A 22,822-nucleotide genomic window follows, 5' to 3' on the forward strand; every position below is an offset into this window, starting at 1 on the left:
GGAGTGTCCCGCACTATGACGTCCCATTCATCCAAACCGTCCGAACATCTCAACATCGTCATCGTCGGTCACGTCGATCACGGGAAGTCGACGTTGCTCGGCCGTCTCTATGCGGATACGGGATCCCTCCCGGACGGTAAGCTGGAAAAGGTGCAGGCGATTTGCCGCCAGCAAGGCAAGGAGTTCGAGTACGCATTTCTGTTCGATGCCTTTCTCGAGGAGCAGGAGCAGGGCATCACGATCGATACGGCCCGCACGTTTTTCATCTGGCAGGGCCGCCAGTACATCATCATCGATGCGCCCGGACACAAGGAATTTCTGAAGAACATGATTTCAGGGGCCGCCCGGGCGGAAGCCGCCCTGCTCCTGATCGACGCACTCGAAGGCGTGAAGGAACAGTCCAAAAAACACGGCTATCTGCTCTCGCTCCTGGGAGTGCGCCAGTTTGCGGTGGTGGTCAACAAAATGGACCTTGTCGGTTACCGTCAGGATGTCTTCGACGGGATCGAAAAGGAATATCGGGAATTTCTGAGCCAGTTCGGCGCCGTGCCGGAACGTGTCATCCCGGTGAGCGCGAAAATGGGTGATAACATCGCCAAGCGCGGCTCGGTCATGGCGTGGTACGACGGACCCACCGTTCTGGATGCGCTGCATCTGTTCAAAAAAGAGACGGCCAGATCGGAACAGCCGCTTCGGTTTCCCATCCAGGACGTCTACAAGTTCGATGCGCGGCGGATCATCACCGGCCGCATCGCGGCTGGTCGGCTGAAGGTCGGAGATCACCTGGTGTTTTCCCCTTCGAACAAACGCGCCAATATCCGATCCGTTGAGGCGTTCAATATCGAGCCGCCGCCGACCGGCGCGGAAGCCGGTCAGTCGGTCGGCATCACGCTCGACGAACAGATTTTCATCGAGCGCGGTGAGATTGCGACCCATCAGTCGCAGTTGCCGCTGGTCTCGACGGCGTTTCGCGCCAACCTGTTCTGGCTGGGGCGGCGCCCCCTGGAGAAAGGCCGCAAGTATCTCCTGCGCGTCGCGACGAACGAGGTGGATTGCGAGATTGCCGTGATTCACAAGATCATCGACACCATGGATTTGGCGCAGCAGCAGGGGAGTACGTCGGTCGCGAGAAATCAGGTGGCGGAATTGACGGTGCGGACGAAGGCTCCGGTCGCGTTCGACCTGTCATCCTCCTTTGAAGCGACCGGCCGGTTTGTCTTGGTCGACGAATATGACATCGCGGGCGGCGGGATCGTCACGGAAGTGATCCACGACGATCAGGAATTCCTACGTGAGGAAGCCCGGCGACGGGATTTTGCGTGGGTCAAAGGGGAAGTCGGTATCGAAGAGCGGGCGCAACAATACGGCCACCGGGCGGCGATCGTCCTGGTTACCGGGGGCCGGCATACCGGGAAGTCCTTTCTCGCCAAGAAACTGGAGGCCCGGCTCGTGGCCGACGGTCGACATGCCTATCTGCTCGATGGGGAAAATCTCCGGCGGGGACTCGATGCGGACCTTTCGGAGCACGAGCGGGGGCAGACGGCAGAGATGGGTCGCCGGTACGGAGAAGTGGCGCGGCTCCTCGTCGACACGGGGTTGATCGTGGTGTCCACGACGAACCCGTTCGGGATGGGATATGCCGAAGCCGCGCAGGCGATCAGGACGTTGGTGCATCCGGCGCCGGTCATTGCCGTGCATATGAGCAAGCTGCCCGAAGAGGCACCTGCCGGTACGGATCTCATCTTCACGGGCCCCGCGGATTTTGACGCGGCGACTCGCCGGATCATCGAGGAGTTGAAACGCCGGGGCGTCCTGGCGCACGCTATTGGCGCCAAACCGACGTTTCAATATTCGATCTGAGGGACTGGCTCCGCGGAGCTGTGCTCGTCCTTTTTGTTCAGGAACAGGGACAGTCGCGGATCGGAGGCGACGTTCCCTTGGTCCGCCATCGGTTGGTTTGACTCTCCGGAAACCCCTATGTTACCGTACCTTCTCGCAATATCCACAGGTTTGGCGAGGCGATCGATATGGCTCCCGACAAAGATCTGAAGACGATTCTTGGTAAGCTTCGGTACTCCGACGACGCCAAGGTCGTGCAGCAGATCACCGAGCAGATGCAACAGGTGCAAGCCAGAATGACGGGCATCAAGCATAAGCTCGTCGTCATGAGCGGCAAGGGCGGCGTGGGCAAAAGCATGACCACGGTGAATCTGGCCCTGGCCTTAGCGCGGCAGCACAGCCGTGTCGGCCTACTCGATGTGGATTTGAACGGCCCCTGCGTTCCTCGGATGCTTGGCCTTCATGGCCGGTCGTTGACCATGACCCCGGAAGGAGCGCTGCCGCCGGTCGGTCCGTTGAATATCAAAGTCGCCTCCATGGATTTTTTTCTGGGAGCCGCCTCTCCGGTCAGATGGAAAGGGCCGATGGATGTCAGTCCAGTCTGGCTGGGCCTCATGGAAATGAACGTCATCCGGGAATTCCTGGCCGACGTCGTCTGGGGCGAGTTGGACTATCTGCTTGCGGATCTCCCGCCCGGTGCCGCCGCAGACAAACCGCCTGTCATCGCGGGCTTCATTCCCGATCTGGCCGGCGCCATCGTCGTAACGACCCCTTCCGAGGTTGCCTCGGATGTCGTCCAGAAATCCGTCACCTATGCGCGTGACATGGGGATCAAAGTGCTGGGCATCGTCGAAAACATGAGCGAATACCGCTGCCCGTCCTGCGGTGAACAGAACGAATTATTCGAGGGCAATACCGAAGCCATGTGCGAAGTGTTGGATCTCCCCCTTCTCGGCCGTATCCCCTTTGACCGGAAGCTTGCCCGCACCTTCGACAAGGGCGAACCATTGCTGGATGAGACGTATCCGACCATCCAGCGTTACCAGGAAATCGCCGGACGTATTCGAACGCTGCTGGATTATAAGAAGGTCCTGGCCGAAAAACTGTGACGCTCATCCAAGAGGAGATGCCATGAAATTCGTGTGCCTCAATTGCGAAACCTACATGAACTTCGAAAAGGTCGAAAAGCCCGGAGAAGGGTCTCTCGGGGTGTTTTTCGGCTGCCCGTCCTGCGGGGCAAAATTTTCGATGGTCACCAATCCGGGCGAAACGCAAATGGTCAGTTCGCTGGGCGTGAAGTTGGGCGGGAGGACCGTGGCGGCCGAGCCATTCGAGATGACGAGGGGGACATTGAAGGATGAAGCGCTGGCCGGGTCAGGCCAGATGGCGGCGTATTTAAATGAGAAGATTCAGGGCGGCCAACCCGCCTCCGCCGCTCCCGCGGCGACACCCAAGAGTGGCGACAAGGCCGGAAGCAGCGGCTGCCCCTTTTCCGCGATGGTGGCCGAGATGGGACTCACCTCTTCCGGCAAACCCGCCAACGGCGCGCCTGCGGCGTCGGAGTTCACCTGGACGGCTGATGCCAAGGAAAAACTCGACCGGCTGCCTGTTTTCGTGAAGCCGATGGTTCAGAGCAGCGTGGAAGCCTATGCCAGAAAGCAAGGCTATACGACCATTACGCTGCAAGTGATGGATGACTCCAAGAACGACTCTCCCAACGGCATCGCGTGGACTCGCGAAGCGGAGCAACGACTCGACAATATTCCCGACTTTATCCGTCCGATGGCCCGCAAGGAAATCGAACGGCTGGCCAAAGAGCGCGGCGTCCCTACAATCACGGCGCAAGTGATGGACGACGCTAAAGACAAGTTCATGAAATTCATGTAGATGGCCACTCGGTCGGGATCGACTTCCAACAAGGCCTGTCCGGAGCACCGGATGGGCCTTTTCTTTGCTCGCCTCGTGGGTCTTGCACGAATGACCGGCCGACAAGTCGGGCCGGTCCTTCTATGCGCCGTTCTGTGGGCAGCCCTGACACCGGTTCTCTTGTCCGCTCAACATGCCGAACTGCATCCTGCCGCAGTCACGGCCGGCTCCCATCACGACGGACATCCCGTCTCTGCAGATGGTTGGGAAGGCTCGGCCGCCGGCATCGCCTATTCCGAGCGGAACCATCACGTGGCCGGCCTATTCGTGATGCTGATGGGATTGGCGGAACTCGGCTATGCCTGCCGGTGGTCGACGTTGGCTTGGATCAGATTCGTGACGCCGGCCGCGATGCTCACGACCGGCCTGTTTTTGTTGATTTGGAGCGATCATGAGGCTTGGCCGATCGGCTCGCTGACCTTCACTCAATCGTTCTTTGGGGACGAGTCCGAGATCGTACAGCACAAGGTATTTGGGCTGGCGGCTGTGGTCGTCGGCGTGATCGAGCTGATACGACGGCTTGGCGGCCTGCGACGAGTCTGGTGGATGGCTCCGTTTCCTCTCATGGCCATCGCCGGCGGCCTGATGTTGTTCGCCCATTCGCACGGCGGCCACCCATCAGGGGAAAAAATCGCCTTGCACCATGCCATTATGGGTACGATGGCGATGACGGCCGGCTCAAGTAAGCTGCTCTCTGGCTGGAGGAAGGAGTCGCAAGCTTCTTTGCGATGGGAGGTCGTTTGGGCCTGCCTGATTGTGGTCATCGGCGCGCAGTTGCTCATCTATTCCGAGTAGTTCCGCACAAGAGCCTGTGATCGAGCAACCGGCTCACAGGCGACGCCCGCGTAATTGACACCCTTCCGAACCCTGTGTTACCTGTACCGAATCACCACGCAGCCACGACACAGTACCGGAAAGATCCAGCCGGCGATCGGCTGAGGAGAGTGCCATATGGGCGGCCATAGTCATTGGGCGACGATCAAGCGCCATAAATCGGCTCAGGATGCCAAGCGGGGAAAAATCTTTACCCGGATCATCCGGGAATTGACCATCGCAGCCCGAGGCGGCGGTGATCCCGATGGGAATCCCCGGTTGCGATTGGCCATTGCCAAAGCCAAAGAAGCCAACATGCCGGGCGATACGATGAAGAAGGCGATTCAACGCGGCACCGGGGAGTTGCCGGGTGTCTCTTACGAAGAGTTCAGCCTCGAAGGATACGGGCCAGGAGGAACGGCCCTGCTGCTCGAAATCACCAGCGATAACCGCAATCGCACGGTCGCCGAGATCCGCAGCCTCTTCACCAAGAACCATGGCAACATGGCTGAAGCCGGTGCAGTCGCCTGGCAATTCCATAAGAAGGGTCTGCTGACCATCGACAAGGGTAAGGTCGAGGAAGATGCCTTGTTGTCGTTGGCCTTGGATGCCGGCGCGGAGGACGTCAAGTCCGGTGAGAAGAGTTTCGAGGTCATCACGAATCCTCAGGACTTCGAAGCGGTGAAAAAAGCCTTGGCTGACGCGAAGGTGGATCCGTCGCTTGCCGAGCTCACGTTCGTCCCGCAGAATACGATCCGGCTCGAGGAAAAGGACGCGGAGCAGATGCTCAAGCTGATGGAAGTCATGGACGAACACGACGACGTCCAGAAGGTGCACGCCAATTTCGACATTCCGGACGACGTGATGGAAAAAGTCGCCGCCGCCGCGGCGGGGTAGCGCCGGCTGAAGATTTCTTCCCTTCCGGAACGCCGCACGACGCATGATCGCCTCACTGACGGGCCGATTGGCCTTCAAGGCGCCGACCCATCTGACCCTTGACGTGCAGGGAGTCGGATACGACGTTCTGATTCCGCTCAGCACGTACTACGGTCTCCCCGACCTGAACGCCACACTCGCTCTCAATATTCATACTCATGTCCGTGAGGACGCGATTCTGTTGTTCGGCTTCAGCAGCCGGCAGGAAAAGGAGACGTTTCTGCTGCTGACGACGGTGTCCGGGGTCGGCCCGAAGACCGCCTTGGGCATTCTCTCCGCCTTGCCGGTGAGCGATTTGGTATCCGCCATTCATGCAGGTGACGTCGAAAAACTCGAAACCATCCCGGGCATCGGGAAGAAATCTGCCGGACGGCTCGTGCTGGAACTGAAGGACAAACTCGGCAAGCTGCATCCCGGCCCGGCCGCCCCCGCGGTTGGTCTCGGGTCCCAACACGACAGGGACGCTGAGGATGCGCTGTCGGCGCTGACGAATCTCGGCTATCGATTGCAGGACGCGAAAGAGGCGCTGAAACGGGTCCGACAGGAACGACCGGCTCCGCTCAGTCTGCAGGAACTCATCCGCCATTCGTTAAAAGAATTGGCCAGGGGGTAAGGTATGGGAATCACCGGGTATCGTCCGTCCGTAAAGGGGATCTGTGCGTTGGTCGCCGCGGGCGTATTCCTTGCGGCTTCGCCAGCCGCGCAGGCCGACAATGCCGGCGCAGAACCGAAGAGCATCCGAAAAACCTGCGGACAATGTCCGGACGGCTATGCAATCACCGGCGTCACCGAGGCGCCGTCCATTTGCAAGGACGGGGATCCGACGCTGGTGGAATGCGTTCCATTGGGCGCCAATCTTCTGGCCGTTTGCGGCGCGTGCCCGGATGGATATCAGGAAGTCGGCCGCTCATCCGTGCCCTCCCGCTGCGGCCGTCAGGAAGGCGGGAAGCTCAGTCAATGCCAGTTGCAGAAATTCGAATCGACTCTGCCGGATCCGAGCCAAGGAAGAAAGACCTGCCCTCCCGATTGCGGAAGCACCGCGACGCCGGGACAGGGGGCCATTCCGCCTCCAACCAGATACCTGCCGACACCGGAAAAGCAGTCAGGACAATGAATCGAGACCGGCAAGAACGACTACGATGACGCCGCAACGAATCGTGAGTCCGCAATTGACCGACGAGGAGCGAAGCATGGAGACCGTGCTTCGTCCCCAGTCGCTGGACGAATACGTCGGGCAGCTCCGTATGAAAGAATCCCTTCGGATTTGCATCGAGGCGGCCAGACAGCGCCGCGAAGCGCTGGACCACACCATTTTCTATGGTCCCCCCGGCCTCGGGAAGACCACGATCGCCCACATCATTGCCCGTGAAATGGGCGGGACTCTCCAAGCCACTTCCGGGCTGGTGTTGGCTCACGCCGGAGATTTGGCCTCCGTGCTCACGAATCTTCAGGAGCATGATGTCCTGTTCATCGACGAAATCCATCGGCTCCCCGCTGCAGTGGAGGAAGCGCTTTATCCGGCCATGGAGGATTTCCAGCTGGATTTGGTCGTGGGCCAGGGGCCTGCGGCCCGTACGGTCAAGCTCGATCTGCCACGGTTCACGCTGGTGGGAGCCACGACGAAGGCCGGAGCGTTGACCTCTCCGCTGCGCGATCGGTTTGGGTTGGTGTATCGCCTGGATTTCTATACCCCGGCGGAGTTGCAGCTCATCGTGACGCGCTCGGCCGGCCTCCTCAACATTCCCATAGAATCGACCGGCGCGGACGAGATCGCCATGCGCGCACGAGGAACTCCCCGAATCGTCAATCGCTTGGTCAAGCGCGTCCGCGATTACGCGCAGGTGAAAGCCGATGGACGGATCACGAGGGCCGTGGCTCAGGAGGCACTGGCCTGGCTTGGAGTGGATGCGGCCGGTTTCGACGAGATGGACCGCAAGATCCTCCTGACGATCATCGAGAAATTCGGCGGGGGACCCGTCGGGGTCGAGTCCTTGGCGGCTGCGGTGCAGGAAGACCGGAGTACGCTCGAGGACGTGCATGAACCCTATCTGATCCAGGCGGGCTACCTCGAACGGACCGGACGCGGACGCCAGGCCAGCAAGTTGGCGCACGATCATTTCAACAAGCCGTCCCACCGTCTGCTGTGATTCCGGCCGCCTCTCGTGCCCGCCGGGGAATCGATGGAAAAACCTGCCGCACCGTGTTCCCATAAATGCTCGAAAGTTCTAGGGTCTCCTTGCATTTCCTGACCACAATCCTGTATCATTTCGCGTTTGCTCTCACCTGTTCTGCTTCTGGACGTTCGTCCAACTCATGAGGCACGGGTGGAGGGGGACTATGCATGTCTGGAGATCTCTCCGAACACCGAAAAGAAATTGACCGAATCGACGACGAGATTCTTCGTCTCCTCAACGTTCGGTCCAAGAGCGTTATTGAGATCGGCAGGCTGAAAAAACAACAGGATGCCGATGCCAATCTCCACACGCCTGCTCGCGAAGCCGCGATCATCGAGCGCCTCGTGGCCCAAAATACCGGTCCGTTCCCTTCGGAAGGGATCCGGCCCGTGTACCGGGAAATCATGTCGGCGTCCCTGTCGCTCGAAGGCCCTCAGAAGGTGGCCTACCTGGGACCACGGGCGACCTTTACCCATATGGCCTGTATGCAGAAATTCGGGTCTTCCGCTCAGTACATCCCCGTCCACAGCATCAAAGAAGTCTTCAGCGAAGTGGAGCGAGGCCGGGCGAATTTCGGAGTGGTCCCGATCGAAAATACGACCGAAGGCGTCGTGAACCATACGCTCGACATGTTCATCGACTCGAATCTGTTGATCTATGGGGAGGTCCTCCAGGAGGTGTCGCATCATCTCTTGTCCAAATCGGGGGTACCGGAAGAGATCAAGAAAATCAGTTCGCATCCGCATGCCATTGCGCAATGCCGCAATTGGCTGGAGACCCATATGCCTCACGTGCCGGTTTCCGAGGTTGCCAGCACGGCCCGAGCCGCCGAACTCTGCCTCGAGGACGCGTCCGTTGCGGCGATCGCGTCCCAGTTGGCCGCCGAACTCTACGGCCTGAAGGTCATCAAGTCGCGGATCGAGGACAATTTGAACAATTTTACTCGTTTTCTCGTCCTCTCTCAGAAGGCACCCGAGCGGACGGGGAAGGACAAGACCTCGCTCATGCTCTCGATCAAAGACAAGGTGGGGGCGCTCTACGATCTGCTTCGCCCGTTCGCCTCGCATGGCCTCAGCATGACCAAGATCGAATCCCGTCCGTCCAGGCGAAAGGCCTGGGAGTATATTTTCTTTGTCGACATCGAAGGCCACATCGAAGAAGACCGGGTGAAGAAGGCGGTCGAGGACATCACCGGCCGCTGCCTCTTTATGAAGGTGTTGGGATCCTATCCCGCACACAGCTAATCTCATGACCATCCACGTCCATCCCGATATCCTGTCGTTGAGCCCCTATGTGCCGGGCAAACCCATCGAGGAATTGCAGCGCGAGTTCGGCCTGGAGCGAGTGATCAAGCTGGCCTCGAACGAGAATCCCCTGGGCCCCTCTCCGAAAGCATTGGCCGTCCTCAACGAAGGGATGGCCACGTTGCATCGGTATCCCGACGGTGGCGCCTTCCGGTTGCGGCAGGCCCTGGCCGATCGCTGGAAAGTGACGCCCGACCAGGTCATTCTCGGGAACGGTTCCGACGAGTTGCTGGGATTGCTGGCAAGAACCTTTCTGTCGCCGGGCGACGAAGCCGTCATGGCGGATCACACCTTCGTGATCTACAAAATGGAAGTGGTCGCGGCGCACGGGAAAGCGGTCACGGTGCCGTTGGTCCAGTGGAGGCACGACGTGGCGGCGATGGCCGAGGCCATGACTCCGCGCACCAAGCTCTTATTCCTTTGCAATCCCAATAATCCGACCGGGACGATGGTCTCACGGGAAGAGGTGGCCCGCCTGCTTTCACAGGTGCCGGAACATGTGGTCGTCGTGTTCGACGAGGCGTATTTCGAATACGTCCGGAGCGCGGACTTCCCGGATTCGATGACCTATGTTCGGCAGGGACGCAACGCCATCGTGTTACGCACGTTTTCAAAGATTTACGGGTTGGCCGGCTTACGGATCGGGTACGGCATCACGACGCCGGAGATCACCAATTTGCTCAACCGGGTCCGGCCGCCGTTCAACGCCAACAGCCTGGCGCAACTGGGGGCATTGGCCGCCCTGGGGGACGATGAGCACGTCGCGACGAGTCGTGCGGTGAACGAGAGCGGCATGGACCAGCTCAAAAGCGGTTTGGCTGCCCTGGGGTGTATGCCGGTGCCGAGTGAAGCCAATTTCCTCTATTTTGATGCCGGGTGCGATGGCCGCCGGATTTTTGAGGCGCTGCTGCGGCAAGGCGTGATCGTTCGCCACATCGAGGGCCGAATGGTACGTGTGACCGTCGGACAAGCGGAAGAGAACCAGATATTCCTGACGGCGCTCGCACGCGTCTTGAAGACGGGCTGATTAACACGTGAGGGAACCATGATCATCGTCTTGAGGCCGGACGCATCGGAACGCGAAGTCGATCACATCGTTGATCGGCTTCGGGAGCTGGGGCTGAAATCGCAATTGTCGACCGGACAGGAGCGGACGATCATCGGCGTGATCGGCGATGACCGCATTCTGCAGAATCAACCGCTGACGGCCCTGCCCGGCGTCGAAAGCGTGCTCCCCATTCTGGCGCCATGGAAGCTCGTGAGCCGGGAATTCAAGAAAGACGGCACCGTGATCGACGTGGGCGGCGTCAAGATCGGCGGCAACAAGTTGGCGATCATGGCGGGGCCTTGCGCGGTGGAACGCCTTGAATTGACGGTCGGGATCGCGCACGAAGTCAAAGCAGCCGGCGCCTCCATCCTGCGAGGCGGCGCCTACAAGCCGCGGACCTCGCCCTACTCTTTCCAAGGACTGGGCCGCGAAGGCTTGGACTATTTGATCGAAGCGAGGAAGCAGACGGGATTGCCGGTCGTCAGCGAGATTTTGGATACCAGGGACATCGAGCTCTTTCTCGAAAAGGCCGACATCATTCAAATTGGCGCCCGGAACATGCAGAACTTCGAGCTGTTGAAGGAAGTCGGGGCCTACGACAAGCCGGTTCTGCTGAAACGCGGCCTGTCGGCGACGATCAAGGAATTTCTCCTGTCGGCGGAATACATCATGTCACGCGGCAATCGCAACGTCATGCTGTGCGAACGCGGCATCAGAACGTTCGAGACGCAGTATCGCAACACCCTTGATTTGGCGGCGATTCCGACCTTGAAGGAATTGTCGCATCTGCCGGTCATCGTCGATCCCAGTCATGCGACGGGCAAGTGGAATTTGGTCGCGCCGATGTCCAAGGCCGCCGTGGCGGCCGGCGCCGACGGCATCCTCATCGAAGTGCACTCCAATCCCGAATGCGCGCTCTGCGACGGGGAGGAGTCCATCAAGCCGACCAAGTTCAAGGAGCTGATGCAGGACATGCGGAAAATCGCCGTCGCGGTCGGCCGCGAATTGTAAGGGAGGAATCGGGACGCAGGCTCTACCGGCGTCCCTCTCGGTCCATGGCGCTTCATTTCTCACAAGTCGCGATCATCGGAGTCGGCTTGATCGGAGGGTCTCTGGCCATGATCCTCCGTAGAAACGGACTGGCGGACAGCGTCGTCGGCGTCGGCCGTCGCATCGAGAATCTCAAGACCGCCGTTCAAATGGGCGCCATCGACCGCTACGTCGTCGATCCGAAGGAAGGCGTCGCGGAGGCCGACGTGGTTGTCTTGGCCACACCGGTTGATACGTATGAGGGACATCTGTCCGAGTGGGCGTCCTGTTTGAAGCCCGGCGCCATTGTGACGGACGTGGGCAGCGTCAAGGGAGCACTGGTGGAACATGCCGAACGGACCTTGCCGCGGGGTGTCCGCTTTGTCGGCGCGCATCCCATCGCGGGAAAAGAAAAAACCGGCGTGGCGGCCGGATCGGATCGTCTGTTTGCGGGAGCACGGTGCATTGTGACCCCGACGTCGAAGACCGACCCGCAGGCGCTCGAGCAGATCACGGCCATGTGGCAGGCCACCGGCGCAACCGTTCTGAGCATGGATCCGTATCTTCACGATCAGATTCTCGGTGCGGTCAGCCATTTGCCGCATGTCGCGGCCTTCGCATTGATGGACGCGTTGATCGAGATTCGCGGCCGGGTGCCGGGGCTCGATCTGGCCGGCCATTCCGGAGGAGGATTGCGGGATACGACCAGAATCGCCGCCAGTTCTCCGGAGATGTGGCGGGACATTTTTCTTTGGAATAGGGACAATATCGTCGCCTTCATTGAACGGTATGAAGAGGCATTGGGACGGTTGAAAGAACTCATCCGCGCGGGCGACGCCGCCGGCATCGAAAAGGCATTGGAACGGGCCAAGCAGGAAAGGGAACGATTCCCGGCGCCCGTCGCCGTGACTCCATCGCCATGACGACACTTACGGTGAAAGCCGGGCCTCCGCTCCTGGGCACTATCGCGGTTCCGGGGGACAAATCGATTACGCATCGTGCGATCATTCTGGCCGCCCTCGCCGAAGGCACCGGCACGATCCGGGACTATTGCCGCGGAGAAGACTGCCTCAATACGATGCGGGCGCTCCAGTCGCTCGGGATCAAGATCGAAGAAACCTCGGAAATGCTTCGCGTGCACGGCAAGGGGCTCTGGGGCCTGACGGAGTCGGGTGACGTCATCGATTGCGGAAATTCCGGCACCGGCATTCGTCTTTTGGCCGGTCTTCTGGCCGGACAGGATTTCTTTACGGTGCTGACGGGCGATGCGTCGATCCGGCGACGTCCGATGGGCCGCATCGTCAAACCGCTGCGCGAAATGGGCGCCACAATCGCGGGGCGAAAAGGCGGAGAATTGGCTCCTCTGGCCGTCACGGGCGGCAAACTGCGCGGTATCACCTACTCCTCGCCGGTCGCCAGCGCCCAGGTCAAATCCTCGTTGCTGCTTGCGGCGCTGTTCGCGCAAGGTACGACCACGATCATGGAGCCGAGACTCTCCCGAGACCATACCGAGCGCATGTGCCGGTTTTTCGGTGTTCCGCTCAGGCATGACGGGACGACGATCATCATGGAAGGTCGTCCGTCGGTCGGATGGGCCGCGGCCCCGGTCCTCAGGATCCCGGGTGACCTGTCCGCCGCGGCGTTTTTCATCGTCGGCGCGAGCATCGTTCCGGGATCGGATCTTCTGCTCACGGGGATCGGAGTGAATCCGACCAGGTCGGGAATTTTGGACATCCTGCGCCGCATGGGGGCGGACATTCAGCTGTTACGGCAGCGTGAAGAAGCCGGTGAACCCGTCGCGGATATCAGAGTGAAGGCCGCGCCTCTGCGCGGGGTGACGATCGGACCGGACTCGATTCCTCAAACCATCGATGAGTTCCCGATTCTCTTCGTGGCGGCTGCCCTGGCCGAAGGAGAAACGGTGATTACCGGAGCCGAAGAGTTGCGTGTGAAAGAAAGCGATCGGATCGCCACGATGGCGGCCGAACTGCGTCAGATGGGCGCCCGGATCATCGAACGGCCGGACGGCGTGGTGATTCAAGGACTCGGGCGGCCGGCCGAAAACGGGTGCTTCGCGGCGGCTCGGGGCCGAAGTCACGGCGATCATCGGGTCGCGATGTCGCTGGCGATCGCCGGACTGACGGCGGATGCCGAGACGACCATCGACGACACGGCCTGCATCGAGACGTCGTTCCCTGATTTCAGCGGACGGCTGGCGGCCTTGCGGACCGGAAGCCGCTAACGCGCAGAGGGAGAAGTGCCTCATGATCGTGGCGATCGATGGACCAGCCGGTGTGGGCAAAAGTACGGTTGCCAGGCTATTGGCCGGTCGGCTGAAGTATCTGTACCTGGATACAGGAGCGTTGTACCGGGCGGTCGCATGGACGGTGCTGCAGCGCGGGGTCGACATGGCGGATCAGAAGGCGGTTGCGGCATTGCTGCCCTTGACGTCTTTGAAGATGGAGTTCGAAAACGAGACGGTGGTCGTTCGCGTCAATGACAAGGATGTGACCGGAGAGCTTCGAAGCCCCGCCGTGTCGGCTTCAGCCTCGGTCGTTTCGGCCATTCCAGCAGTCAGAGCCTGGCTCTTGCCGGTGCAGCGCAGTATCGGTGAGAGGGGATCCGTTGTGGCGGAAGGGCGAGATATCGGTACCAAGGTCTTTCCGTCTGCTCCTGTGAAATTCTTCCTGGAAGCGGATCCGACGGTGCGGGCCGAGCGCCGGCACAGGGAATTGGTGGCGGCCGGCCATGCGCGGGAGATCGAACAGACCAGCACGGAAATGGCGGGACGGGACAGCAGAGATCGGAGTCGCGCGGTGGCGCCGCTGGTTCCGGCGGAAGATGCGCACCACATCGATACTTCCCGATTGTCGGCGGCGGAAGTAGTCGACCTGATGATGGGTATCATTGCGGCGAAACTGTGAGTTCAGTAGTGTACTGGTGGCTCTGGGTCCTGACGAGGGCCGTCGGTTGGATCCTTCTCGGGTACCGGGTGGAGGGCCAGGTTCCGCGACGGGGCGGAATGCTGGTCGCGGCCAACCATGCCAGTTACGCGGATATCCCGCTGCTAGGATGTGGAATGCGGCGGCGGGCATGGTATTTGGGGCGCAGTGATCTGTTCGTGCCGGGTGTGAAAGGGCTTCTTCAATGGCTGGGATGGATTCCGTTGAAGCTTGGACGATTGGATCGTCGGGCCTTCGAGAAGGCGGTGGCCTTGATCCAACAAGGCAAGGTCGTCGTCATATTCCCTGAAGGGGGGCGAACCCTCACGGGGCACTTGCGGGAGGCGAAACCGGGATTGGGTATGATCGTCGCACAGACCGGTTGTCCGGTCGTTCCGGCATACTTGAACGGCACGTATGAGGTGCTTCCTCCCGGGGCGAAGCGGCCCCGGCGTCATCCCGTGACCGTGCGGTTCGGAGAACCGATGACGTTCGGCCGTCCCGCCGACGGAGGAGACACGAAACAGTTTTATCGGCATGTGAGTCGGGCAGTGATGGAAAGGATCGCGGCGCTTGGAGGGGTGGAACCCCCGGGCCATGGTCCGGGCAGCCGGAGCGCGCCACGCTGAGTGAGCTTCGGCGATTATGCATATCAGCACCGACGGTCGTCGGGAGAGTAGGACAGACCCATGAGTACGGTTTCGAAATCGAGTGAACAGCAGTTGGATCGCAACGCCTTGGCGGCGCTGTACGAAGAAACGTTCAAGAATCTCGAAGAGGGCACCATTACGGAGGGCCGGGTCGTCGCCCTGACGAAGGACAAGGTGGTCGTCGACATCGGCTACAAGTCCGAGGGGATGATTCCGAGCGATCAGTTTGCCGCTGAAGAGCTGCAGCAGCTCAAAGTCGGTGATCGCTTACAAGTGTATATCGAAGAGTGCGAAGACGCGGACGGCAATCTCGTCTTGTCCAAGGAAAAAGCGGACAAGATGAAGATTTGGGAGGAATTGGAAAAGCTGTACAAGGAAGAAAAGAGCATCGACGGTAAGGTGGTCTCCCGCATCAAGGGAGGCATGATGGTGGACATCGGGGTGAAGGCTTTTCTGCCCGGATCCCAGATCGACCTCCATCCGGTGCGCGATCTCGATGGATTGGTCGGCCGCACGTTTCCGATGAAGATCATCAAGATCAATCATCGCCGCGGCAACGTCGTGGTGTCCCGGCGCGTGCTGTTGGAGGAAACGAGAGACAAGAAGCGGCAGTCCACCCTCGCGACCCTCAAGGAGGGGCAGCTGATTCAGGGCATGGTCAAGAACATCACCGATTACGGCGCCTTCATCGATCTGGGCGGGATCGACGGCTTGCTGCACATCACCGACATGTCATGGGGACGAGTCGGGCACCCCTCCGAAATGTTCAACGTGGGCGATCGGGTCGAAGTGAGCGTGCTGAAATACGATCGAGAGACCGGTCGGATTTCGCTTGGTCTGAAGCAGAAGTCGGCCGATCCTTGGACGAACGTCGCCGGCAAGTATCCGATCGGCACGCGCGTACGCGGCAAAGTGGTGAGTCTGACGGACTACGGCGCATTCGTGGAACTGGAGCCGGGCGTGGAGGGGCTCGTGCACGTGTCCGAAATGTCCTGGACACATGAGGTGCGGCATCCGTCGCGCGTCGTGGCGATCGGAGACCAGGTCGAAGCCGCGGTGCTGAACGTGGATCCTGCCAGCCGGAAGATCTCACTGGGCATGAAGCAGACCGCCCCCAATCCGTGGGACATGGTCGAGAGCAAGTATCCCATTGGAACCAGGATCGAAGGGAAGGTCAAGAGCCTTACCGATTTCGGGGCCTTCGTGGGTCTGGACGAAGGCATCGACGGCTTGATCCATATTTCCGACATGTCCTGGACCAAGCACATCAAGCATCCGTCCGAGTTGTTTAAGAAGGGCCAGAAAGTGGAAGCAGTCGTGCTCCGGATCGACAAGGAGAAGGAGCGACTGTCACTGGGTTATAAGCAGCTGAGCCGAGACCCATGGGACGACGAGATTCCCAGCCGCTACCGGGTGGGAGATTCGGCAGCCGGGAAGGTGAGCAAGGTCGCGGATTTCGGAATCTTCATCGAACTGGACGGCGGAGTAGAGGGATTGATCCACGTCAGCGAGGCGGGATTGGATCCTAGCGCCAAACTCGAGGAGAAGTTCAAACTGCAGGATGATGTCGCGGCCAAGATCATCAAGGTGGATCGTGACGAGCGGAAAATTGCCTTGAGTCTGCGGGATCATCAGTTGGATTCCGAGCGCCGGCACGTGGAAGAATACCATGCGGCTCAAGGGGCGCCGGATCAGAGCTTGGGTCGTGCGGCCAAGCAGAGCCGCAAGCGTGCGGCGCAGGACGACGACAAGTAATCCGTGATTCATGCGGCGCCGCAGGTCGCGGCGCCGCGTATCGTGAGCCGTACGAATAATGAATGCGACGATGAATCAGGGCACGGGAGAGCCTGCGGGCAGGTGGCCCCTGAGGCGAAAGATCCTCTGGGGAGTGCTTGGGGTGATGGGATTGATGTTTTTCATCAACACCTTCTTCCCGGATCTCGACCTTTCAGCGGAAGACCGGATCGCGCTCGTGCGCGTGGAAGGCGTCATCCTGGATTCCCAATCGACGGTCACCGAACTCAAGCGCTTCGGGGAGAATCCTTCCATCAAGGCCATCGTGTTGCGGATCGACAGCCCCGGCGGCGGCGTCGTGCCTTCACAGGAGATCTACGACGCAGTCCAGCGCGTCCGCAACAAGAACAGCAAAGCGGTCATCGCCTCGATGGGTACGGTTGCCGCGTCAGGCGGCTACTACATCGCCTCCGCCACGGACCGGATCATCGCCAATCCGGGGACCTTGACGGGCAGCATCGGGGTCATCATGGAGACGGCGAACGTCGAAGGCCTGTTAAAAAAGATCGGGGTCGAAGGCATCGTCGTCAAGAGCGGGAAGTTCAAGGACGTGGGGTCTCCGTTGCGCAGGATGAGCGACGAAGAACGAGCGTTGCTGCAGTCCGTCATGGACGACGTACACAAGCAATTCATCGAGGCGGTGGCATCCGGACGCGCAATGGAGCCAGCGGCGGTGCAAGCGCTTGCGGACGGCCGGATTTTCACGGGGCGGCAGGCCAAGGAGGCCAAGCTGGTCGATGAATTGGGCAATCTGGAAGACGCCATTCAACTGGCTGCGGATTTGGCCGGCATCGAAGGCGAGCCGAAGGTCGTTGAGCCGCGCCGGAGGTTTTCGATCAGGGAGTTGATCGAATCCCGGCTCACGGCGGTCTTGCCGAAACTGGACTTCTATTCCGGAGTGAGCCTCAAGTATCTGATGGCGTTTTAACGTGGCCGATAGACCGGTTGCGTCTCAAAGCGAAAGGGGAATCGGATATGACGAAAGCCCAGATCATTGAACGAGTCTCCGAACAGGTGACGACCTTGACGAAGCGGCAAGCCGAAATCGTCGTCAATACCATCTTCGACTGTGTGCGGGACTCGCTGAAAAACGGCGACAAGACGGAAATTCGAGGGTTCGGGAGCTTTCGCCTCAGGGCTCGCCGCATGAAAGAAGGCCGCAACCCGAAGACGGGAGCCACGGTGGCTGTGCCTGCCAAGAAAGTCCCGTTCTTCAAGGCCGGCAAGGAACTGAAAGAACTCCTCAATCAGTAGGGAGTATTAGCCATGAGCGCATCGGATGCCGACGATACCGCTGTGACCGACGTACGCTGGACTGACGGTGCATTGAAGCGCATGGATCGCGCTCCGATGTTCCTTCGAGGCATGGTCCGCCGTCTCGCGGAAAAGAAGGCCAGGGAATTGGGTCTGGCGGAAATTACGGAAACCACACTCGATCAGTTCAAGAATCAGATGATGGGGCGCATGGGCGGCGAATCGGGAATGGCCGATGCCGCAGCCCAAATGGAGCAAGGGCACCTGCCGTGGACCGCCGCGGCCAAGGAGCGGCTGAACACCGTTCCGGAGTTCATGCGCGGCATGATCAAGCAGATCGCGGAAGAGGTTGCCAAGGAAGGGGGGCATCTCGAGGTCAACATCGACTTGTTCGAAAAGGTCGAAGCGATGGGCGATATGCGCGACAGCGCCCTGGCCGCTCTGCCCTGGACGGAGGACGCTCTGGCGGCACTCCAGGAAAAGGTCAAGCAGTCGCCTCCGATCGCCGTCGAGTTCGTGACCGACATGCTGAAGCACGACACCGAGGATCTCGCGCGAGAGAAAGGCCTCACACAGATCACGGGCGAGGTCCTCAGAAATTTATGGGACGAGCCGCAGGAACGGGTGGCGTGGACCGACGAAGCCTGGAAGCGGCTGCAGACGTCTCCGGATTTCGTCCGGAGCGGAATTCGCAAAGCTGCCGAACGGCGGGCGAGAAAGTTGGGGTTGAAGGAAATCGATTCGGACCACCTCACCACGTTTCGCAACCAGGCGATGATGAAGGCGGTCAAACGGATCCGCTCGTTCGGCTACAACGAATTGACCTTCGATGCCTTCGACACGGCGCTGGAAAAAACCAAGCGCCTCAAGGGAAATGAACAAGCGGAATTGCGCCTGAAGGAGATCCGCGGCCATTTCGCCGATCCGGAAACCAAGAAGCCGGAAGGCGGAACGCTTGGGGCCGAACTGATGGACCGGTTTCGGCGGTACCTCAAGGGTGAAGGCACGCTCTAAGGAGCGTGCCCGCTTTTGTCGATCGGTTCCGGATCGTGCGGGGTTGCCGGACGGGCTCCTCCTAGAGCGTGGAAACCCGATCCGATGACCCCGTCGAAACGGATTCAGGTGGTCGCGGCCTGTTTAGGCCAAAACTTGTGGCGGATCTGCGGCAGCGGCTCGTTGTCGAGGTTCGGGATGTCATAGAGGCAGCGGTCAATCAACGCCACTTCATCCTCGGTCAGATCCAGCGTCACGCGTTTCTTCCAGAACTGGTCCAGGGTAAAGTAATCTCCGGACTGAGGCTTCTCTCCCAGGAACGTCTTCATCTTCTCAAACCCCGCCGTATCCACTCCGGCAATCCGGCCCTTGTTCCGATCCTGACACCAGTGCAGGACCTCGGCGATTCCGTACATGGTGATGTCTACCTTCACAGTCTTGCTCATGGTACTCCTCCTTAAGAAGAGCGGTAGTCTACCCCAGGTCTCGGCTCATTTTCAAAGGCTTTGAACGGATGTCCCGGCCATGCCCTCGAAGGCACTTGCCGCGTCCGAAATGATTGCCTTGGAAAGACCTCGCTCAGTATACTCAGCCCCTTGCTTCGAACCATGCCATGTACGCGTCACCATTCTAGGGTCGAGAATCCCGAATCCTTCAGGGTTTGGACGGGTTGGGCAGTGCCTTACCGTGAGTCGGGCCGGGTGGGCCGGCAACCATACTGGCACGCGTCTTTCGTCGTCTGTGCCCTGTTCATCGTTCTGTCCTCACTTGCCTGCTCGAAGCAGGACCCCTATGTGCCGCCGGATCTCCTCTATTATTTCGCCAGTTACAAAGTGGGGAAGAATCCGACGACGATCACTACCATGGACGTGAACCAGGACGGCCTCACCGATTTGGTTACCACCAACATCGCGAGCGATACCCTGTCCATTCTCGTGGGGAACGGAGACGGGACGTTTCGCGATCAACTGCAGCTGCACGTATGCCAGGAGCCACGGTCACTTGCGACCGGCTTGTTCAATGCCGACACTCATCCCGATATCGTCCTCGCGTGCTCGGGCAGTGACCAGATCGCCATTCTGTTCGGTCGTGCCGACGGCAAATTCGACGAAGGGCCTCAATACCCGGTCCATAGGACACCCATCGCCGTGGCGAGCGACGACTTGAACGGTGATCATGCGGCCGACTTGGTCGTCGCACTCAGAAACGACAAGATCAAGATTTTTCTGGGTCTCGGCAACGGCGAATTCAAGCACGGACCACAATACGAGTATGGCGATACTCCGACCTCTGTCGCGTTGTCGGACTTGAACGGCGATTCCATCCCTGACGTGGTCGTGACGAACGGCGGCCCGATGTCCAACGCCGTCTCGATATGGATCGGGAATGGGGACGGAACGTTCCGCATGCCGACCGACTACAAATCGGGAAAACGACCGCTTGGCGTCAGTTTCGCCGACTTCAACAACGACAAGATCCGCGATCTTCTGGTGATCAACGGCGAGCGCGACAGTTTTTCCACGTTTTTGGGGAACGGGAACGGCACGTTTCAACCCGGCCGAGACTCCGGAGCAGACGCCGGTCCCAATTTCGGCCTCGCGCGGGATTTCAACGGAGACCGGCGAACCGATGTGGCCATTGTCAATCTTCAATCGAACGACCTGTCGATTCTCTTCGGCCGTGGCGACGGGACTTTCGAATATCCGCCGCGGAACTACAAGACCAAATCGGGTCCCTTTGCCGTCGCCGTCTTTCGGGCGACGACCAAGGACGCCGAGGAACCGGGTCTGGTGACGGCGGATAACGGGGCGGGGACGGTGTCCGTGTTCCTCCATCGAGGACTAAAGTCACCGGTGCCGCCTGCAGTTGCCGCGCCGTGACGGCCGGCCGTACGCGTGAAGTCATCCACGGGCGATCAAATCCGGCGTCTGCTTGACTCTCCACAGACCGTCCGCTAGAGTGACCGACAGGCGCGGGTTTGCGGTGTCGCGCTGTGACTGAGGCGCGATGGCGAGATCGTTCACATGGTGGTTCGGGATCGGCGCGCTGCTTACGCTTTCGGTTCTTATGGTGCAAGGAGGCGTGCGGGACTTGATCGACGGAACCCACCCGGCGGGAGGGACAAATCCCTACCTTTCGTTCGGTACGACAATTTTCGGCGGGGGGCTTTTGGCCGGATGTCTTGCCTTGGTTATGAAAAGAATCGGATGATCGCCTCGTGGCACGTCAGGGCCTGCGATGCATTGCCTCAAATGTAAAGGTTTCATGATGGTCGAGCGGCATTATACGATGGTGAATCGCCGTCTCTACGCGCGCTGTCTGAACTGCGGATTTTGGATCGATCTCGCCGACCTTCTTCGGTTCTTTCATAAAGTCATCGACAGCGGATTCCGTGGCAGCAAGGTTCGGGAATCCTTCACGTTGTAGTCAGGGGGCGGTGACCGTCATGCGCGTGCGGAATACCGGACCGATCCCGCGGCCTCGCCTGGGCGCGACCGTACTATTGTTGGGGATTCTGATCACGGGCCTGGCCGGCGTCATGCCTTCCACTGTGGAAGGCAAGCGCACCTCGGTATCGCCGAGGTCCAACCATGTCTCGGGCGTCGACGGCACCACACTTCCGTGGCGACGCGTTCCGGCTCATAGCATTCTCTTGAAGGAACTCAATAGCGGGCGTGTCCTGTATGAACACGAATCAGCCAAGCGGCTCTCACCGGCAAGCCTGACGAAAATCATGTCGGCGCTGGTAATCCTCGAACGAGGTCACTTGGATGATCTGGTGACCGTCAGCCCGACGGCCGCGCGTGCCCATAAGATTCATCTCCGACTCAAGCCAGGTCAGGTCTTTACGCTCGAAGACCTTCTCAAGGGCATGCTCATCATGTCGGCGAACGATGCCTGCCTGGCGGCAGTGGAACATGTCGGCGGAGACGAGTCGCAGTTCGTGTCGCTCATGAACGCCAAGGCGGCCGCCCTAGGGCTGTCGGACACCCATTTCAACAATGGCTGCGGCTTCGACCACCCCAACCACTATTCAACCGCCGAAGATCTGGCACGATTGAGCGTAATCGCGCTCGAACAGCCGACGTTCCGTCGGCTGGTTCGTGAGGAACGGGCGATCATCATGCCGATCAACGGCACACACGCCCACGTGCTGCACACGACCAACAGGCTGCTGGGGCGCATTCCTGGCGTTGAGGGAGTGAAGACCGGGTTTACCTCCAAGGCCGGACGTTGTCTGATTGCAAAAGTTTCGCAGAACGGCAGTGACTTGCTGCTCGTCATTCTCAATTCCAATCGCCGCTGGAACACGGCGATGAGCCTGATCAACTACGGCCTTCGCACGTCCGACCCCATTCACTAATCGAGTCATACCGCCACGCGGCCGCAATTCCTCGGGAGGCGGTGGCGCGTTGGTGTCATTCGAGTCGGACAGAAACGAAGTCAGGCGAGAGGGACCGGATCAGCGGAGCGGGGAAAACTCGATGTTCACGTCTTTCCCAAGGTAGTTGATCACAAAGCCTTGCTTGTCATAGGCGAGGACGGCTCCCATGACATTCTCGTCTCCGTAGTCCTCCTGCCCCAGCAACTTGCGAACATCTTCCGGGCTCTCGCTGTTGAGGACGTTCCGGAAGACGCCGCGTGTCTTGTACGCGAATCTATTGTTCACGAAAATAAGGTCGACTTTCCCGTCCTGAACCCGCACGCCGGCCATCGGGCCTGTGGGTTTTCGCTGGTCCAGAAGAAAAATAAACAAGGCCTCCTGTTCAACCTTCACCCCCGGGATCTTCTCGTTGACCAGTACATCGAGAGCCTTTGCTTCGCTGTCGCCAAGCTTCACCCCGAATAGCGACACCTCGGAACTTTTGATGCTCTTGGCATCCATCACGTCGTTCTTGCTCAATTCATAGGGTTCCGCGGATCCTGCTGAAACGGAGAGGCACATGGCGGCTAAGGACATACAGGTCAGCATCGCAGCTCGCACGATTGCGCTCATTCATTCCTCCTTGAGACACATACCCGTATGACTGTGGGAAGCCACTGCTTCAGTGCGGGGGCACATGGGCAGGCTCATTTTAACGAAGGCAAGAGGTAACTTGCAAGGAAAGGCTTGGATTCC

At 59.8% G+C, this 22,822-nt stretch carries 25 protein-coding genes; 23 read left to right on the plus strand and 2 right to left on the minus strand.

Annotated features, from left to right (window positions below):
- Positions 1-15: 15 nt before the first annotated feature.
- From NSJP_RS06700 to NSJP_RS06790, 19 genes are all read left to right on the plus strand, one after another.
- Positions 16-1,860 (plus strand): GTP-binding protein, encoded by a 1,845-nt coding sequence (locus tag NSJP_RS06700; protein WP_080886140.1) that lies wholly within the window; start codon positions 16-18, stop codon positions 1,858-1,860.
- A gap of 167 nt (positions 1,861-2,027) precedes the next feature.
- Positions 2,028-2,948 carry an Mrp/NBP35 family ATP-binding protein gene (locus NSJP_RS06705; protein WP_080886141.1) on the plus strand — a complete coding sequence of 307 codons (921 nt, stop codon included), beginning with the start codon at positions 2,028-2,030 and terminating at the stop codon, positions 2,946-2,948.
- A gap of 22 nt (positions 2,949-2,970) precedes the next feature.
- Positions 2,971-3,726 carry a PCP reductase family protein gene (locus tag NSJP_RS06710; protein WP_172834210.1) on the plus strand — a complete coding sequence of 252 codons (756 nt, stop codon included), beginning with the start codon at positions 2,971-2,973 and terminating at the stop codon, positions 3,724-3,726.
- Positions 3,727-4,560, plus strand: coding sequence for a hypothetical protein (locus NSJP_RS06715; protein WP_080886143.1), 834 nt, complete (start codon positions 3,727-3,729; stop codon positions 4,558-4,560). It begins immediately after the preceding gene.
- Between the two features lie 156 nt (positions 4,561-4,716).
- Complete coding sequence (locus tag NSJP_RS06720) at positions 4,717-5,475, plus strand: YebC/PmpR family DNA-binding transcriptional regulator (RefSeq protein WP_080886144.1); 759 nt, start codon at positions 4,717-4,719, stop codon at positions 5,473-5,475.
- 43 nt (positions 5,476-5,518) lie between these two features.
- A complete protein-coding gene (gene ruvA, locus NSJP_RS06725; protein WP_080886145.1) occupies positions 5,519-6,127 on the plus strand; it encodes a Holliday junction branch migration protein RuvA in 609 nt (202 codons plus the stop codon).
- 3 nt (positions 6,128-6,130) lie between these two features.
- Positions 6,131-6,628, plus strand: coding sequence for a hypothetical protein (locus NSJP_RS06730; RefSeq protein ID WP_080886146.1), 498 nt, complete (start codon positions 6,131-6,133; stop codon positions 6,626-6,628).
- A 25-nt stretch (positions 6,629-6,653) separates the two neighbouring features.
- Positions 6,654-7,661: a Holliday junction branch migration DNA helicase RuvB gene (gene ruvB, locus NSJP_RS06735; RefSeq protein WP_080886147.1), complete on the plus strand. Its 1,008-nt coding sequence runs from the start codon at positions 6,654-6,656 to the stop codon at positions 7,659-7,661.
- A gap of 194 nt (positions 7,662-7,855) precedes the next feature.
- Positions 7,856-8,932, plus strand: coding sequence for a prephenate dehydratase (gene pheA / locus NSJP_RS06740; protein WP_080886148.1), 1,077 nt, complete (start codon positions 7,856-7,858; stop codon positions 8,930-8,932).
- A 4-nt stretch (positions 8,933-8,936) separates the two neighbouring features.
- Positions 8,937-10,019, plus strand: coding sequence for a histidinol-phosphate transaminase (hisC, locus tag NSJP_RS06745; RefSeq protein WP_080886149.1), 1,083 nt, complete (start codon positions 8,937-8,939; stop codon positions 10,017-10,019).
- Between the two features lie 18 nt (positions 10,020-10,037).
- Positions 10,038-11,051, plus strand: a complete 1,014-nt coding sequence (gene aroF, locus NSJP_RS06750) for a 3-deoxy-7-phosphoheptulonate synthase (RefSeq protein WP_080886150.1) — start codon at positions 10,038-10,040, stop codon at positions 11,049-11,051.
- A gap of 44 nt (positions 11,052-11,095) precedes the next feature.
- Positions 11,096-11,992, plus strand: a complete 897-nt coding sequence (locus NSJP_RS06755; RefSeq protein WP_080886151.1) for a prephenate dehydrogenase — start codon at positions 11,096-11,098, stop codon at positions 11,990-11,992.
- Positions 11,989-13,311 carry a 3-phosphoshikimate 1-carboxyvinyltransferase gene (aroA, locus tag NSJP_RS06760; protein WP_080886152.1) on the plus strand — a complete coding sequence of 441 codons (1,323 nt, stop codon included), beginning with the start codon at positions 11,989-11,991 and terminating at the stop codon, positions 13,309-13,311. The genes NSJP_RS06755 and aroA overlap by 4 nt, the downstream gene beginning before the upstream one ends.
- 22 nt (positions 13,312-13,333) lie before the next feature.
- Complete coding sequence (cmk, locus tag NSJP_RS06765; RefSeq protein WP_080886153.1) at positions 13,334-13,993, plus strand: (d)CMP kinase; 660 nt, start codon at positions 13,334-13,336, stop codon at positions 13,991-13,993.
- The gene (locus NSJP_RS06770) at positions 13,990-14,640 is read left to right on the plus strand and encodes a lysophospholipid acyltransferase family protein (RefSeq protein WP_155969950.1); all 651 of its coding nucleotides are present in this window, start codon (positions 13,990-13,992) and stop codon (positions 14,638-14,640) included. Before cmk ends, NSJP_RS06770 begins: the two co-directional genes overlap by 4 nt.
- A 60-nt stretch (positions 14,641-14,700) precedes the next feature.
- Complete coding sequence (locus tag NSJP_RS06775; RefSeq protein ID WP_080886155.1) at positions 14,701-16,416, plus strand: 30S ribosomal protein S1; 1,716 nt, start codon at positions 14,701-14,703, stop codon at positions 16,414-16,416.
- 145 nt (positions 16,417-16,561) lie between these two features.
- Complete coding sequence (gene sppA, locus NSJP_RS06780) at positions 16,562-17,383, plus strand: signal peptide peptidase SppA (protein WP_231989503.1); 822 nt, start codon at positions 16,562-16,564, stop codon at positions 17,381-17,383.
- Between the two features lie 17 nt (positions 17,384-17,400).
- Entirely contained in the window at positions 17,401-17,709 is a 309-nt protein-coding gene (locus NSJP_RS06785; protein ID WP_269457718.1) for an HU family DNA-binding protein, read from the plus strand.
- A 12-nt stretch (positions 17,710-17,721) separates the two neighbouring features.
- Positions 17,722-18,723 (plus strand): PCP reductase family protein, encoded by a 1,002-nt coding sequence (locus NSJP_RS06790; RefSeq protein WP_080886158.1) that lies wholly within the window; start codon positions 17,722-17,724, stop codon positions 18,721-18,723.
- A gap of 104 nt (positions 18,724-18,827) precedes the next feature.
- Here the strand turns inward: NSJP_RS06790 and NSJP_RS06795 are convergent, their stop codons facing one another.
- Entirely contained in the window at positions 18,828-19,148 is a 321-nt protein-coding gene (locus tag NSJP_RS06795) for a hypothetical protein (protein WP_080886159.1), read from the minus strand.
- A gap of 231 nt (positions 19,149-19,379) precedes the next feature.
- Here NSJP_RS06795 and NSJP_RS06800 point away from each other — a divergent pair, with 231 nt between their 5' ends.
- The 4 genes from NSJP_RS06800 to NSJP_RS06815 all read left to right on the plus strand — a co-directional run bounded on the left by NSJP_RS06800 (position 19,380) and on the right by NSJP_RS06815 (position 22,066).
- Positions 19,380-20,582 carry an FG-GAP repeat domain-containing protein gene (locus NSJP_RS06800; RefSeq protein ID WP_172834211.1) on the plus strand — a complete coding sequence of 401 codons (1,203 nt, stop codon included), beginning with the start codon at positions 19,380-19,382 and terminating at the stop codon, positions 20,580-20,582.
- Positions 20,583-20,709: 127 nt separating this feature from the next.
- The gene (locus NSJP_RS06805; RefSeq protein WP_080886161.1) at positions 20,710-20,913 is read left to right on the plus strand and encodes a hypothetical protein; all 204 of its coding nucleotides are present in this window, start codon (positions 20,710-20,712) and stop codon (positions 20,911-20,913) included.
- Between the two features lie 54 nt (positions 20,914-20,967).
- Positions 20,968-21,129 (plus strand): hypothetical protein, encoded by a 162-nt coding sequence (locus NSJP_RS06810; protein WP_155969954.1) that lies wholly within the window; start codon positions 20,968-20,970, stop codon positions 21,127-21,129.
- A gap of 19 nt (positions 21,130-21,148) precedes the next feature.
- Entirely contained in the window at positions 21,149-22,066 is a 918-nt protein-coding gene (locus tag NSJP_RS06815) for a D-alanyl-D-alanine carboxypeptidase family protein (protein ID WP_080886163.1), read from the plus strand.
- Between the two features lie 99 nt (positions 22,067-22,165).
- On the opposite strand, the gene NSJP_RS06820 is transcribed toward NSJP_RS06815, so the two are convergent.
- Positions 22,166-22,699, minus strand: coding sequence for a hypothetical protein (locus NSJP_RS06820; RefSeq protein WP_080886164.1), 534 nt, complete (start codon positions 22,697-22,699; stop codon positions 22,166-22,168).
- Positions 22,700-22,822 lie beyond the last annotated feature (123 nt).

Origin of the sequence: Nitrospira japonica (genome assembly GCF_900169565.1) — a bacterium.
Taxonomy (GTDB): domain Bacteria; phylum Nitrospirota; class Nitrospiria; order Nitrospirales; family Nitrospiraceae; genus Nitrospira_C; species Nitrospira_C japonica_A.